At 59.8% G+C, this 15899-nt stretch carries 10 protein-coding genes; 3 read left to right on the forward strand and 7 right to left on the reverse strand.

The window, feature by feature from the left end; genetic code table 11:
- Positions 1-46 precede the first annotated feature (46 nt).
- Both OHL13_RS06165 and OHL13_RS06170 read left to right on the forward strand, forming a co-directional pair.
- On the forward strand, positions 47-2821 hold the full coding sequence (locus OHL13_RS06165) for a protease pro-enzyme activation domain-containing protein (protein WP_263409257.1): 2775 nt from the start codon (positions 47-49) through the stop codon (positions 2819-2821).
- Positions 2822-3009: 188 nt separating this feature from the next.
- Positions 3010-6918: an Ig-like domain repeat protein gene (locus tag OHL13_RS06170; RefSeq protein ID WP_263409258.1), complete on the forward strand. Its 3909-nt coding sequence runs from the start codon at positions 3010-3012 to the stop codon at positions 6916-6918.
- Here the strand turns inward: OHL13_RS06170 and ppk1 are convergent.
- Positions 6915-9071 (reverse strand): polyphosphate kinase 1, encoded by a 2157-nt coding sequence (ppk1, locus tag OHL13_RS06175; protein ID WP_263409259.1) that lies wholly within the window; start codon positions 9069-9071, stop codon positions 6915-6917. The two genes, OHL13_RS06170 and ppk1, sit on opposite strands and share 4 nt — an antisense overlap.
- Positions 9072-9194: 123 nt before the next feature.
- On the opposite strand from ppk1, the gene OHL13_RS06180 reads away from it, so the two are divergent.
- Positions 9195-9590: a hypothetical protein gene (locus tag OHL13_RS06180; protein ID WP_263409260.1), complete on the forward strand. Its 396-nt coding sequence runs from the start codon at positions 9195-9197 to the stop codon at positions 9588-9590.
- Between the two features lie 11 nt (positions 9591-9601).
- On the opposite strand, the gene OHL13_RS06185 is transcribed toward OHL13_RS06180, so the two are convergent.
- The 6 genes from OHL13_RS06185 to OHL13_RS06210 are packed head-to-tail and all read right to left on the reverse strand — an operon-like array spanning position 9602 to position 15883.
- Positions 9602-10384 carry a VOC family protein gene (locus OHL13_RS06185; RefSeq protein WP_263409261.1) on the reverse strand — a complete coding sequence of 261 codons (783 nt, stop codon included), beginning with the start codon at positions 10382-10384 and terminating at the stop codon, positions 9602-9604.
- On the reverse strand, positions 10377-11312 hold the full coding sequence (locus OHL13_RS06190) for a COX15/CtaA family protein (protein WP_263409262.1): 936 nt from the start codon (positions 11310-11312) through the stop codon (positions 10377-10379). Before OHL13_RS06190 ends, OHL13_RS06185 begins: the two co-directional genes overlap by 8 nt.
- Before the next feature lie 46 nt (positions 11313-11358).
- A complete protein-coding gene (locus OHL13_RS06195) occupies positions 11359-12339 on the reverse strand; it encodes a tetratricopeptide repeat protein (protein WP_263409263.1) in 981 nt (326 codons plus the stop codon).
- On the reverse strand, positions 12326-13576 hold the full coding sequence (locus tag OHL13_RS06200; RefSeq protein WP_263409264.1) for an efflux RND transporter periplasmic adaptor subunit: 1251 nt from the start codon (positions 13574-13576) through the stop codon (positions 12326-12328). Before OHL13_RS06200 ends, OHL13_RS06195 begins: the two co-directional genes overlap by 14 nt.
- 58 nt (positions 13577-13634) lie before the next feature.
- Positions 13635-15416, reverse strand: coding sequence for a single-stranded-DNA-specific exonuclease RecJ (recJ, locus tag OHL13_RS06205; RefSeq protein WP_263409265.1), 1782 nt, complete (start codon positions 15414-15416; stop codon positions 13635-13637).
- Positions 15416-15883 carry a hypothetical protein gene (locus OHL13_RS06210; RefSeq protein WP_263409266.1) on the reverse strand — a complete coding sequence of 156 codons (468 nt, stop codon included), beginning with the start codon at positions 15881-15883 and terminating at the stop codon, positions 15416-15418. Before OHL13_RS06210 ends, recJ begins: the two co-directional genes overlap by 1 nt.
- Positions 15884-15899 lie beyond the last annotated feature (16 nt).

Consider the following 15899-nt stretch of genomic DNA (forward strand, 5'->3'; position numbering starts at 1 on the left):
CCTGCATGTCCGTCGTTGCCGTGCGCGGGGTGAAATGGACTGGTGTATGCGATCACCCCAATTGCCTTCGGTACGTTCCATCGCTCTTTCGTTAGCGGCCCTGTTTCTTGCACAAAGCGCGGCGTTATTTGCAGCCCAGCCAACGCGCCGCATCGCCTCCATCAACGATGGTCAGCGCGTTTCTCTGTCGGGAAACGTCTCGCCGCGGGTACGCAGCGCGGCCGACCTTGGCGAGATGGCCGGCAATCAGCAGCTTGAGCAGGTGACACTGCGGTTCAGCATGACCGCGGCGCAGGAGACTGCGCTGACGCAGCTTCTGCAGGACCAGCAGAACCCGAACTCGCCGCGATATCACCAGTGGCTTACGCCGGAGCAGTATGGTGCACAGTTTGGCATGTCGCAGAGCGACCTTGACCAGGCAACAACCTGGCTCACGTCGAAGGGGTTGACCGTCACCGAGGTTGCGCGAGGGAAAAACTTCATTACGGTCAGCGGCTCCGTAACTGCCATGGAGAGCGCCTTTCAGACCTCCATTCATACGATGAAGGTTGGTACCGAGACCCGGTTTGCGAATGTGACCGAGCCCGCGCTTCCGGCCAGCCTGCAGGCGGTCGTTTCGGGGATTACCGGTTTGGATAACTTTCGGTTGAAGCCACATGCACGGCCCCGCTATACCTCGTCTATTTCCGGGAGCCACTTCATCGCTCCCGGTGACCTGTACACCATCTACAACATGAATTCACTGGTGACGGGCGGGACGAATGGCTCCGGTGTCACCGTGGCCGTGATGGGCCAGACCGCGATTGATACCACTCAGGTAGCGACCTTCCGCAGCCTTGCTGGGCTGTCGACCAACGCGCCCACACTGCGGTTATACGGCACCTCCCCCGGCACCGTGACCGACGATCTGGGAGAAGCCATGCTCGACGTGGAGTGGTCCGGAGCAGCGGCGCCTTCGGCGAGCATCCTGTATGTCTACTCGCAGGATGTCGTGGGCACTTCGCTGACGCAGACCATCAATAACAACCTGGCTCCGATCATCAGCATCAGTTACGGCCTGTGCGAGTCGGGATGGGGCCAGAGCGCACTGAACACCTACAACGCACTCTTCCGCCAGGCGAATGCGCAGGGTCAGACCATCGTTGGACCGACAGGGGATTCCGGTGCAACGGACTGCGATTACAACGGCGGTTCAACCGTTGTGACCCAGGCGCAATACGGCCTTGCAGTGGACTTTCCGGCCTCGTCGCCCTACGTGACTGCGATGGGCGGAACGATGTTCAACGAAGGCAGCACGACCGGCGCCACCACCTACTGGAGCGCATCGAACGGCACCAACCAGGGTTCCGCCCTGAGCTACATTCCTGAGGCGGTGTGGAACGAATACACCACGACGTATGGCCTGTCAGGCGGAGGCGGAGGCAAGAGCGACTACTTTGCCAAACCAACATGGCAAACCGGCACGGGCGTGCCCGCAGATTACGTACGCGACATTCCGGATCTCTCGTTGAATGCAGCCGCCAGCCATGACGGATATCTGGTGTGCCTCACAACCTACTGCGTCAACGGATATCGGGATGCGAACAGCAACCTGGCCTCATATGGAGGAACCTCGGTTTCCACACCGATCTTTGCCGGCATTCTTGCTCTCATCGAGCAGAAGACAGGTTCACGAATCGGTAATGCCAACCCGACGATCTATGCGCTGGCCAATAGCGCTTATTCCAGCGCGACCTTCCACGACATTACGACCGGCGATAACAAAATGCCGTGCCAGAGCGGTACGACGGATTGCCCAGCCGGTACGACCAGCATCGGCTACAGCGCAACCACGGGCTACGATCTGGCAACAGGCTGGGGATCGGTGGATGTCTCAAGCCTTGTCACAAACTGGAGTGCGGTATCCCCACTCTCCTCGGGCGGTTCCAGCACCTCCACAACGACGGTGAGTACCACGCCCACCAATGTGACGGCCGGAAACACGGTGACGGTCACGGTTTCGGTTGCCTCTGGCACGTCGGGCGTTACAACAACTCCCACCGGCACGGTGCAGATCCTGGTGGATGGCACGGCGACCGGCTCGGCGCTGACACTTAGCTCAGGAACGGCTTCGACAACTGTCGCGACTGCTTCCTTGTCCTCTGGCAATCACACGATCACGGCTTCCTACACCGGAGACACGACGTATACCGGATCGCTCGGTTCGGCCACAATCGATGTGGTTTCCACGAGCACGGCAGACTTTACTCTGACGCCTGCCAGCACAACGGTCACGGTCGCCTCCGGCAGCACGGCCAGCCCGGTGACCTTTACGGTAGCGTCCGTGAATGGGTTTGCGGGTTCTATCAGCTTTAGTGCTTCAACTACTTCCAGCAACCTGGCGGCACAGTACACCTTCTCCGCCTCTCCGGTTACTCTGACCAGCGGGGGAAGCGCGACAACCTCGCTGACTCTTTACGCCTATTCGTCGAGCGCCAGATCTACCAACGGTCTGACGCGCATCGCAAGCCAGCAGGCGAAGTTGACACGGGGTGGGGAACTGGCCGCCGGAGGTGCTGTGATGGTGGCGGGTCTGCTTTGCTTCCTGCTGCCGCGCAAGCGCCGTCTGCCTGTACTGCTGATGATCGGCTTCAGCGCTGTGCTGACGATGGGGATGTCGGGATGCACGAACAATACCGCCAGCTCAAGCTCCAGTTCCGGCTCCTCTGGAACGACGAATACCACCAAGGGCACCTACACCATTACAGTGACGGCAACCAGCAGTTCAACCAGCTCCACGGTGACTTCCCACAGTTCGCAGGTCACGTTTGTTGTGAATTAGGCAAGCAGGCAAGACGCGTGCTGGCGACGAGGGTGGCTTCGGCTGCCCTTGTTCCATTTCAAGACTGCAATTGGGCACTGGCGATTTGCGGCGATTGACAGAGTCTTTGGGTAGCCGGAAAATCATGGCATTCGCAGTTATCCCCCCGGTGCGCGTCCGTCGCTGTATCCGTCTCTAAAGGCCTTTTTATGTTGAACTTTCGCTGCTTTGCAGCTTCTTTTCTGGCCCTTGTTTCCATCTCCGCATCCGCACAGATCCCCAACCGTGCCAAGCCTCTGATCACCCAGCCGGTCAACGATGCGCGCCGTGTTGCGCTGCGTGGCACCATTCATCCGCTGGTGCACTCCGCCAGTGACCAGGGTTCCGTAGGGGATGCTGTGTCCCTGGACAGGATGCTGATGACGCTGCGCCGCAGCGAAGACCAGGAAACCGAACTGAAGCAGTTGATCGATCAGCAGCAGGACAAGACCTCGGCCAACTACCACCGCTGGCTGACGCCAGACGAGTTTGGAGCGCGCTTCGGGGCATCAGATTCCGACATCTCAACGCTGACAAGCTGGCTTACCTCACACGGCTTCAGCAATGTTTCCGTCAGCAAGGGACGTACGACGGTGGAGTTTTCCGGATCTGCCGGAACAGCACGGCAGGCTTTTGGTCTCTCCATGCACCGCTTCTCGTACCTGGGCAAGCAGCGCACGGCAAACGTGACCGATCCGCTGATTCCAGCGGCGCTGGCTCCACTGGTGGCTGGCTTCAGCTCGTTGAATAACTTTCCGAGACACACCTTCAGCCAGAACTACGGAGCGTATCGCCGCGATGCGAAGACCGGGAAACTGCAGCCTACCGGGAACGGGCCTTCCTCGCAGTATGTGTTTACCTCGGGTGGGTCCCGGTATCTGGGACTGACTCCGTATGATTTCGCAACGCTTTACAACCTGAAGCCACTATGGAATACCTCGGTGGACGGAACCGGGCAGACGATCGCCATCGTGGGGCAATCTGACCTTGATCCGCAGGATTTTGTGAACTTCCGCACCCTGTTTGGTCTGCCGCTGGGCAATACCTCCGGGCCAACAGGAACGCAATATCTGAATATCCTTCACAACGGCCCGAATCCAGGCTTCCTGGACGACGAAATTGAGGGCGACATCGATGTGCAATGGTCGGGCGCGGCAGCTCCTGGTGCAACCATCGATTATGTTTCTTCGCTGGGCACAGAAACAACGGCGGGCATCGATCTCTCGGCGCTCTACATCATCGACAATAACCTTGCGCCGATCATCAGCGAAAGCTGGGGTATCTGCGAGTTCTTTGCCGGTACAGACGGCAATAGCTTTTACAGCAGCCTGTGGCAGCAGGCGGCGGCACAGGGGATTACCATCATGGTGGCCGCAGGCGACGCAGGCTCCGGCACCTGCGACCAGAACAAGAGCTATGCCAGCTACGGCCTGACCGTCAATGCGATTGCATCCACCCCCTACAGCACAGCCGTGGGCGGTACGGACTTCCAGACCTTCTTCGATGACAACGGCCAGTTCGGTTCGGGGAACAACACTACAACCAAGCAGTCCATCTCCGCCTACATCCCGGAGACGACCTGGAACAATACCTGCACGAATGAGCAACTTGGGCTGAGCAGCCTGTTTCCCGGAAGTTCGGCGGAGACCATCTGCAACAACTCTCTGGCGCAGACACGATACGGACTGTTGACCACAACCGGTGGCGGTGGTGGACGCAGCAACTGCATTAGCCTGACCGGCAATACGCTTTCCACCTGCACGGGTGGTTATGCCAAGCCATCGTGGCAGACCGGCAGTGGCGTTCCTTCGGACAACGTCCGGGATCTCCCGGATGTCTCTCTCTTTGCCTCGAACGGGTTTTCAGGAGCGTTCTACATCATCTGCCAGGCGGACGCGATTTCCAGCGGCGCCGGATGCAATATCGCGGCGCCCTACAGCGACCTGCTAGGCGTAGGCGGAACCTCCGTGGGATCACCGGCCATGGCAGGCATTATGGCCTTGGTGGCGCAGAAGAATGGTGGAGGACGACTGGGCAACGCGAACTACAACCTGTATGCGTTGTTCAACAGGCAGGTCACGGCGGGTACGGGCTGTAACTCCAGCTTGACACCAAATGCGGCCTGTAACTTTAACGATGTGACGACAGGTACCAACAGCGTTCCCTGCGTCAAGGGATCGGCGAACTGCTCGCTAACAAATAGCGCGGATACCTATGGCATTCTCTCCGGCTTCAGTTCAACCTCCGGCTTCGATCTGACCACGGGACTTGGCACAGTAAACGCCGCAAACCTGGCGAATAACTGGTCAACGGTCACATACGCAGCCACGGCCACGACGCTGTCGCTTTCGCCGACTACGATCACCCATGGAACACCGGTGGCAGCAACGGTGACGGTCACCTCCGGCTCCGGCACGCCAACCGGCGATGTGTCGATCAATGGCAATACAACCAATGGTTCTGTCGGCCAGGGGACGCTGACGGCAGGGAACTATTCGCACAACTTCAATAACTTCCCCGGTGGCACGTACCTGGTAACGGCGCACTATGGAGGCGATCAGACGCGTGGCGCCTCGGACTCAAATGCTGTCAGCCTCACCGTAACTCCGGAAAACAGCAAAACAGCACTGCAACCGCTGTTTTATAACGTCACTACAGGTGCCGTCAGTACGGCGAGCAGCATGTCCTATGGGCAGTATCTCGCACTGATTAAATTCACCGTTGCCGCTGCAAGCTGTTCAGGGATCACACCGTGCAACGGCACGCCGACCGGAACGATTGCAGTGCAGAACAATGGCGCTGCGTATGGCACGGGCAACTACAAACTGAATAGCGAAGGTGTTGCAGAGATCCAGACCATCGACCTGACGCCAGGAAGCTACAGCTTTGCCGGAGCGTACAGCGGCGATGCCAGCTTCAACGCAAGCACCTCGAACAGCGGCGGATTTACCGTCTCCAAGTCCCCCACAAATACCAGCTTTACGGCTGGCGCCAGCACGCTGTCAGCGGGGCAAACGGCAGTTCTTAATATCACCGTGCCAAGTTCCAGTTATGGAAATATTCTGCAGACAGGCACGGTATCGATCCTGAATGGAAGTACCGTGCTGGGCACAGTGGCTGTCACCGGAACTTATTCCACAGCAACTGGACTGAACTACGCGACTGCAACCTACACGTTGAATGCCAGCCAGTTGACGACCGGGCCGAACAGCATCACGGTGCAGTACAGCGGCGACAATAACTATCTGGGATCAACATCCGGGGCAACGACGATCTACCTGCCTGCTGTAAGCACCACCACGCTGAGCCTTTCTCCGTCGTCGATTGCAATCGGCACAACCAACGTTACCGCCACCTACGGTGTAACCAGCACGACGCCGGGAACCATAGCGGGCACGGTGAACTTCACCGTGGATGGGGTAAATGCTGGAAGCACGACAACCCTGAGCGGAACGTATGCCTTACCAACCTCTTCGCTGAGCGCGGCCGCGCATACGGTCTATGCCGTCTTCACGTCCTCCAATAGTTCGTATCAGAATTCGGTCTCAGCACCCGCAACGCTGACCGTAACTCCTGCACCGACCTTTACGTTAGGTGCCTCTCCTGCGTCGCTCACGGTAACGCGTGGAGTTCCTGGCACAGCGAATATCTCAGTCACTGCGGTGAACGGTTTCAGCTCTTCCGTGGCCCTGGCTTGCAGCATTTCCGGATCTCCTACGGGAGCGGTCTGCGGCTTGTCTCCGTCCACCGTGACACCGGGAGTCGTCTCCGTGTTGAATATCACTACGGTTCGTGGCTCATCCCGCACGGGCAGCTTTGCACACTGGAAGCCCGCAGCTTTCGGAGGCGTAGCCTTTGCCGGGCTGTTATTCCTTCTGCGGCCTCGCCGCCGTCGGATGATGCCTCTGCTGGGCTTGTTGCTGCTACTTGGCGCGGCCGGAGCCATGAACGGCTGCGGTGGTGGCGGTACGGCTTCAACCGGAACTCCCGGGACGCCTGTGGGCACCTACACCGTGACCATAACGGGCACCAGCGGAGCCATTACGCAGACAGCAACGCTCTCGCTCACAGTGAACTAGCTCTTCTTCATACTGCGGACCGGCCTTGCAGGCTGGGGCGCAGGCGCCTCAGCCTGCGGTATCTGGGGGCTCGCACCTTCTGAGAGCTGCATCAGGTAATCCTGGGCGCTGAAGGGTTTGCTGACCTGCGACGGGCGCACGTAGTGGCCGTCAGGCGTCAGCAGGCGGGCCTTGGCATCGTCACGTAGATAGCTGCCGAGAATATCGTCGCGCAGACGGCGCAGCATCTCCGGAGCGTAGATCGGGAAAACGGCCTCGCAACGTTCGTACAGGTTGCGTGGCATCCAGTCGGCACTGCCACAGTAGACCTCGTCCTTCCCATCGTTCAGGAACCAGAAGATGCGGCTGTGCTCGAGAAAACGGCCGACGATGGAGCGCACGCGGATCCGATCGCTGAGGCCGGGAACTCCGGGACGCAGGGCGCACATGCCGCGAATAATGAGATCAATCTCCACACCGGCCTGGCTGGCACGATACATGGCCTCGATCAGCCGGCGGTCCAGCAGGCCGTTCATCTTGGCGATCATGTGTGCGGGTCTGCCTGCCTTTGCGTGCTCAATCTCACGCTCGATCAGCCGTTCCATGTCGTCCGCCAGCGTCAGCGGGGCAACCATCAACGGACGGTAGAGTTCGCCCTCGGCCTCGGCTGTCAGGTAGTTGAAGACGGCCTGAACACCGTGCGTGATCTCAGGATTTGCCGTAAGAAGGCTGATGTCAGAGTAGAAACGCGCTGTAACGGGGTTGTAATTGCCAGTGCCAAGGTGCGCGTAACGGCGCACGACACCATCTGGATCGCGGCGAACCATGAGCGCCAATTTGCAGTGTGTCTTCAGGCCGAAGATTCCGTGAAAGACCTGCACGCCGGCGTCCTCCAGCGTGCGCGCCCAGCGGATATTCGAGGCCTCGTCAAAGCGGGCCATCAGCTCAACAACGACCGTAACATCCTTCAACTGCGCGGCGTCGACGAGGGCAGCAAACATGGGCGAGTCGGCGCTGGTGCGGTACAGCGTCTGCTTCATGCTGACCACGGCCGGGTCTTCGGCAGCGGCTTCAATGAACTCTTCCACCAGGCTGTAGGTGTCAAAGGGGTGATGCAGCAGAATGTCGTTCGAGCGCAGCTCTTCCCACAGGTCGGCGGACTTGCGGTCAAGGCGGTACTCGCGGCCGTGGAAGGGCGGGAACTTCAGTCCATCGTTATCGACGCCGGAGTACAGGTTCATCAGGCGCGAGAGGTTCACGGGGCCGTCTGTCATGAAGACCTGGCGCTCGTCCAGTTCAAAGTTGGCGCGCAGCCGTTCGACGATCTCCGGATCTGCATCTTCGCTGACCTCCAGGCGGACAGCATCCCCCTTCCGGCGATTGTGGAGTTCGCTTCGCACGCTCTCCAGCAGGGAGCGGGTCTCTTCTTCCTGCAGGTAGAGGTTCGAGTTGCGCGTCACGCGGAAGGCGGTCTTGGCCAGTACCTCGTAGCCGCGGTACAGGCGCTCCGCCTGTGCTTCGATCAGGTCATGCAGGAAGATGAACTCGGTGCATCCGCTGCTGCAGGGCAGTTTGACCAGCCGGGGCAAGGAGCGGGGCACGGTGATGACGCCAAGGACAGGCTGCGCCGGAGCGGAGCCCTTCCGCTTGCGGCGGAGCAGCAGGGCAATGCATAGCGCCTTGTTCAGAACGCGAGGAAAGGGATGCGCGGGGTCGATGGTGACCGGTGTCAGCAGGGGGTCAACTTCGTCGTTGTAGTACTGCTCGGCGTGCTCGCGTGCGGTATCGTCCAGTTGTGACCATTCCAGAACGCGGATGCCCGCCTTTTCAAGAGCCGGCAGAAGCTGCTCGTTCCAGCACCGGTATTGGTCATGCACGAAGGCGTGCATCAGGCGGTTCAGCTCTTCCAGGCGGTTCTGTTCGCTCATGCCGTCGTCGGCTTCGGTGGCGGGCGTTACGTAACCGTCTTCCAGACGCTGCAGAATGCCAGCGACGCGAATCTCGACAAACTCGTCCAGATTGCTGGCGGTGATGGCCAGGAACTTGACGCGTTCGAGCAGGGGGTTGCGAGCATCCTGGGCCTCTTCCAGCACTCGCCAGTTGAAGCGCAGCCAGCTTTCGTCGCGATTGAAAAAACGGTGAGGAACCCGCGCGGGGGACGATCTACGAGGCATACGAATTATCAGCCTACCAGCAGGTTAGATGCGCGATGATGAATCTTGAGTAGACGACCTGAAAAGATATTGGCTAACCAAAGCAACCGTTGGAACATCTGTTTCTATACAGGAGATTTTCCCATGAACCGTACGACTCGTTTTCTGGCAACCTGTGTACTCGCGGGGCTGCCAGTCATGCTTACCGCCCAAACCGCCTCGCAGGACATGAAGGATGCCGGCCACGAAACCAAGCAGGCTGCCAAGAGCACCGGCAGCGGCGTGAAGAAGGGCACCGTGAAGGCCTACGACAAAACCAAGGCCGGAACCAAGAAGGCCGGCAGCGAGGTCGCCGACAAGACCGAGGAGGGCTGGAATGCCACCCAAAAAGGAACCAAGAAAGCCGGAAGCGAAGTAGCTGATAAGACCGAAGACGGCTGGGACGCGACCAAGAAGGGCACCGTGAAGGCTTACGACAAGACCAAGGCCGGAACGAAGAAAGCCGTCAACAAAGTTGACGGCGATCCGAAGACGAAGTAGCTGGTTGCGAACTACATTGCCCGCTCGCGGAACTCCACGATATTCCCATCCGGGTCTGTCGTGGAGAGCGAGCCCTTTGCGGACTTGAACGCGACACCACGCTTCTTCAGGCTGGCAGCCGCCTGTTTCAGGCTCTTCACCTGGAAGGCGACGTGCATGCGTGCGCCGATCTGGTCATCCTCGATCATGACGGTTTCGCCCGATGTACCGGGGATGGCAAAGCTTTGCGTCTTCGTTACCGGGAAGCGGAGCTTCTCCGTGTAGAAAGCGCGCGCCGCGGGCACATCCTTCATGGCCAGCGAGACACTGACCAGCTTGCCGGAGACCGGCGTTCCAAGGTGCTTGCCATGATCGTTGGAGTGCAGCGAGCCGGGCATGTACTGCGTGTACTCAATGTTCTGCTTCTCCGGCCCTTCCATGGTGAACAACAGGTTGCCGGCGCCGGCCTTGCGTAGTTCGTTCGGCTTCAGTTCATCCTTCACATACTGCTTGTGCAGGGAATCGAGATCGCTGCCATAAAAGCACAGGTGGAGGAAGCCAACTTCGGGCTGCTTCTCCGTTACCGGGTAAAGCTCAATGAACTGGTCATCGTTGATCTTCATGAACGAACGATCCAGAACACCTTTATTTTCCAGCGTGAAGGCCTGGATGTAACCAATCTTCTCGTAGAAAGCGCGCGCCGCAGGCACATCCTTGACGCGGATCGCAACGTGGGCAAAGCCGTCCATGGGGACAGACTGGGCGGAGAGCGCCGTGGTGGCACTGATCAGCAGGGCGAACAGCAGCTTACGCATTCAGTTCCTTCGCAAGTGGGAATGTCTGCCTGGCGGAAAGCCAGAGCAACGCAGACCAGTATAGGTCAGCGCCCAGCAGATGAACGACCTGCATCCACGTTGGAGCCAGCAGCAGCAGGTCCGCCAGGCCCAGCGCAATCTGAAATGCAAGCAGAGCGAGCACCAGGTTCGCGAGCGGCGATCCCCAGGCGCGCTTCAGCAGCCATACGACAAAGATGGTTGCAAGAATGGCGCTCAGCGGATGCACGCTGCGCAGGCGAAGGATCATGGGGGCGGAGCTGGAGAAATCCTGGACGAAGGCCGCACGCAGAGAAGTCGAGGGGAAGAGCGTATCGCCGAGCGCCGCCAGCGAGCCGCTCACGCCAACAACAAGCGTGCTGACTATTCCAACAATGCTGAACCAGAGATTGCGTCGCGAAACGGTGAACCGCCACGGCCGCTCCAGGAAGTACACCGACAAGGTGTACGCACCCAGCAACAGGAGCGTATTCGACAGATGGATCGAGAGCAGGATCACGCGGCCCACTGACCGGTTGCCGGTCACATAGCCGAGCTTGACCAGTACCGCTCCGAGAATTGCCTCATTTACCAGCAAAATGGTTGCTGCGACAATCGCTTTGCGCGCCGGATGGTACTTTGCCGTTGCAGCGAAGACTGCGATAAGCAAGGCAACGGTCAACAGTGTTGCGCCGCCCGTCATCATGCGATGGGTGAACTCGACAATCGTGTCGACACGGGGGGAATGGGGAATGACCTGGCCGTTGCACAAAGGCCAGTGGTTGCCGCAGCCCGCACCGGAGCCGGTTGCGCGGACGACCGCGCCCCACAGCACCACGAGGATGTTCCATCCAAGCGTCAACCATGCCAGACGCCGCACGTTTGGGGTGAGGGCTTGCGAGGGAGCGAACTGTACCGCTGCTGTAGCCACGGCTCTATTCTAGCTCCGGCGCGACAGCATTATGCAGTGAGCGGCATCACATGCCAAGCGCTTTGCGGGTCGGCGCGTAATCTTTGGCAAGGGAAAGCGATGTGCGGTATTCCGCCTGAGCACCATCCTTGTCTCCCTGGCGCTCCAGAATCTTGCCAAGCATCAGGTGAGCACGGAAGGCAGGGCCGGAATCAGATTTCGCGGGCGAGGCGAGATACTCCTTCAGGACCTTCTCGGCCAGCGCAGATTCACGGTTCTGCTCGACCAGAAAGGTCGCTGCATCAAAACTGGCGCTGGTACGCTGGCGGTCCGTGGCAAATACTTCTTTCACCACTCCAACCGCGTCGTCGACACGCTTCCGGCGATCGTAAAACGCAACCAGGTCCATCAGGTTCTCTGCGTTACGCCTGCTTTCAAGCTCGCGTTTCAGTTCGCTCTCTGCGGCGACGTAGTTCTTTTCCTTCTCGGCAACGATGGAGAGGATGCGGTGGTACTTGACGGCAGAGAGGGGCTGAATCTTCTCCGCCAGCTGGCGAGCCTTGTCCGTCCCGCCACCCACGATGGAAGGGGCGCGGGCATAGAACTCACCGAGGTCGTTGATCGCTTCCAGGTCTTTCGGAGCAAGCTGGTAGGCGCGCTCAAACGAAGCCACACTGCGCTTGGCCATGCTGAAGCCGGTAAACGGTCCGGATTTATCAGCCTTCTGGCCGTAGGCTCGGCCCAGCCAGAGCAGGTAGACCGCGTTGTCGGAATCATTGGCGACAGCTGCCTCGCAGTGGGGAACGGCGCGATCCGGAAGCTCCTGGGCGTAGTAGGCGCGGCAAAGCAGATGGTGCGAAACCGCGTCGTGCGGATTTGCCTTAACCGCCGGCTCCAGAGCAGAGGAAAGCTCGTCGACGCGGCCAGCCATCAGGGCAGCACGCGCCTCGGAGACGTCCATAGCCCGCAGTGAGAGCGGGATCGTCAGCAGCAACAGCAGGAAAACCGGGTTCAGGCGATGCATCATCGACGCCTTATTCGACAACATTCACCAGCAAACCGTCAGTCAGTTCGCTGTTGTCCGTCGAGTTAACCGCGACTTTGTCGGTAATAGACAGGCCGCTGGCGATCTCAATCCGGGTCGGCGTCAAAGCAGCGCCTACCTTCACGGGAGTGCGCACCAGTTTGCCATCCACAATGCGCAGAACATAGCTGTCAGCACCCTGCGTGTGCAGCGCCTCACGCGGAATAGACATGGCGTGCGGATGCTGCAGGGTGGTCACGGTCACCGTGACGTTGGTATTCGGCAACAGGTCGCCATGGGCGTCATCCACGCTGATGATGCACTCGCCGACGTTTCGCGTGCCGTAGTTGATGATGGTGGTAGGCACCTGTACAACGTGCCCGTGCCATACCTTGCCGGGCTTGGCATCCCACACAATCGTGACAGCCTGGTTGACGGCCAGCTTGCCGACCTCGGGCTCGTCAAAGTACGCCGTAACCTGGATACGATCAAGGTTGGCCAGGGAGAACAGGGTCTCTCCTGCGGGAACAAAGTCAGACTCCTGGACCGGAATCGAATAGACCGTTCCCTCGAAGGGAGCACGGACATTCAGCTCGCCATACAGCTTGCGGGCGGAAGCGACAGCGGCCGAAGCGTCACTCTCCTGCGCCTTGACGCGGGTTCGATCCTGCGTGCTGTAACGCGTCGCGGAAGAGAAGCGCTGCTCGATGGCGATACGGGAGGAGCGGGCGTTCTCAAGCCGCTGCTGCGCGGCCAGTACTTCGCTGCCGGAAGCGGCACCCTTCTGCTGTAAAAGCTGCAGGGCGGTCACGTCGCGCTGGGCCTGCTGCTCCTGAAGCCGTGCCTTGGACAGGTCTGAGCTCATGCCGATGCGTTCGTCGGTGGTGCCGCCTGCCTCCAGGTCATGCATAGAAGCCTGTGCTCCAGCCAGCGCGGATTGCGCCGTCGCAAGACGGCTTCGGGCCTCGGAATCATTCAGGTGGATCAGCAACTGACCGGCCTTCACCTTGTCGCCGGCATTGACATAAATCTCCTCGACGGTTCCGGCCATGGGAGCATGGGCGTCAAACGGCTCCACCGGCTGTACCTTGCCGTTGGTGGAAACCGTGCTGGTCAGATTTTCAAAGCCAACCTGCGCGGCATGAATGCTGACCTTGCTGCGCAAAACGGAGCGCAGACCGAACCCAACGGCAACCAAAACCGCCAGGACAAGCAGAGCGACGACGAGTGTGCGAGTGGAACTAGATTCTTTCTGGGCCATAGGGCAAACGAAGCGTCAGTATATCTGACGCAGATGGAACGAGTTGCGGCACAAAAAGTTATTGTGCCGGGTCAAAAGGCCGTAGATCGCACAGCTCCAGCTCAATTGCCGTGCCGAAATTAGGGTTCGAGTTTTCCCGGATGCGGAACGCCAGCTCCACCAGGGAATCAACGGCCAGACCCAGTTCCTGAAGGCGGGTAGGCCAGTGCATGCGGCGCGACCAGGCAAGGCAGGCAATGGAGGCGTTGCCTTGTTCCAGCCTCAGACGCAGGTGTTTGTCCTTGAGGACACGGATGTCGAGGATGCGCACCGGACCAGTACAGAAGACCGGCTCCGGATTGGAATGACCGAAGGGCTCAAAGCGGCGAAGCTGGTCCAGCAGGGCGGGCGTAATGCGTTCCAGCGGCAGGGAAGCATCGCAATGCAGGGCAGGGAGCATGGCCTCGGCCGGCATGGCCGAACGGGCATAGATACCGAGACTCTGGCGCAGTTCCGGCACACGGTCCGAGGGAAGCGAGAACCCTACTGCGTGGGCGTGTCCGCCGAAACGCGTGAAGAGTGGGGCAATCGAGTGGATGGCGGTAAGAGCGTCCAGCAGGTGGAAACCGGGGATCGAGCGGCCGGAGCCGTAGGCTTCGCCATCTTCATGCGCCAGAACCAGCGCCGGACGGTGTGTACGGTCCACGACCCGGGATGCCAGGATGCCGATGACGCCCCGATGCCAGCCATGGCCGTCCATCACGATGGCGCCTTCCTCGGACCGCGATGGGTCAGCAGCCAGAAGAGCTTCAATCTCGTCCAGGGCCGCCTGTTCGGTGGCTCGGCGTTCATCGTTCAGCCGGTGCAGCTTCTCGGCGATCTCCCGGCCGCGTTCGGGCGAACGCGTGAGAAACATCTCCACCACGTCGGAGGCGATATCCATACGCCCAGCGGCATTGATGCGCGGTGCAAGCCGGAAAGCGACCGAGGTGGCCGTCAATGGCTGGTCGCCGGTCAGTTTGGCCAGTTCCATCAGGCAGCGCAGGCCGGGCTGTACGGGCTTTGCCAGCTCCCGCAGGCCAATGGAGACGATGACGCGGTTCTCGCCCGTTAGAGCGACAGCGTCGGCCACGGTGGCCACGGCCAGCAGCTTCAGAAAGCTGGGCAGCAGCTTGGTCTGGACGGTCTCCGGGGCGATGGTCGAGCCTTCGAGCAGCGCCTGTGCCAGCTTGAAGGCGACCCCCGCTCCGCAGAGGTCTTTGTTCGGGTAAGGACAACCCGTCTGGTTGGGGTTGATGACTGCCTGCGCCGGTGGCAGACCGCCGATCTCGTCCGGCAGGTGATGATCGGTGACCACAAGATCAAGCCCCAGCTTTTCGGCCTCTTCTGCGGCGGCGAAGGCTCGAATCCCCGTATCGACCGAAATCACCAGCTTGACGCCAAGCCCGGCAGCGTCCGCCAGTACCCCTGCCTGCATGCCGTAGCCTTCGCGGATGCGATGCGGAATATGGTAGCGGACGATCGATTCGCCCCCTGCAATGCGGTCGATGGCCGTCTTGAGCAGTACCGTGGCAACAGTTCCATCCACGTCGTAATCGCCGTAGATCAGGATGGGTTCGCGCCGTGCGATGGCCTGCTGGATGCGCTCAACCGCCGTTGCCATGCCCAGCATCTCGAAAGGGGAGTGCAGTTGCTCAATCGCCGGGTTCAGAAACAGGTCGACCGTCTCCGGGGTATCAAAACCGCGGCTCAGCAGCAACTCCGCGATGACCTGCGGCAGGCGCAGTTCGCGCGCAAAGGCCTCGGCCTCCTCAAAGGAGACTTCCGGATGCGTCCAGCGATAAAGCGGGTCAGCGGGCACTAGTCGTCGTTGTCGGAGTCGTCCACGATGATTGAGTCGAAGTCCGAGACGCTTTCCATCAACTGCTGGAAGCGCTCATACCACTCGGTCGAGGTCTCGTAGATGAACATGATGCCGTTGTAGGCAAAGCCAAGCTGCAAATAGCCGGTCTTTCCGACATAGTTCACCAGGTATTGGGCTTCGTCGATGTCCGGCGTGTCGTCGGAATCGGGAAAAGCGTGCGCGCGCAACTGTTCGATGAGGATCTCAATGTCACGCTTCTCCAGCGTGACCTCGCTCATCGTCAGAAACGAAGCGCCGGCGGCCTTTCCGTGTTCGACAAAGTCTTTCCAGGAGTCGGAGTTTTCTTCTTCGAAGACGACGGTCGGGATGTCTTCGTGCACGTAAGCGTTCATCCGGTGCATACCGTGGCCCGCGATGAAGGCAATCATGTCGTCTTTAAGCGAAATCAGGTTATCTGTCTGCATTGCAACGAAACGTATT

Origin of the sequence: Terriglobus tenax (assembly GCF_025685395.1) — a bacterium.
Classification (GTDB): Bacteria; Acidobacteriota; Terriglobia; order Terriglobales; family Acidobacteriaceae; genus Terriglobus; species Terriglobus tenax.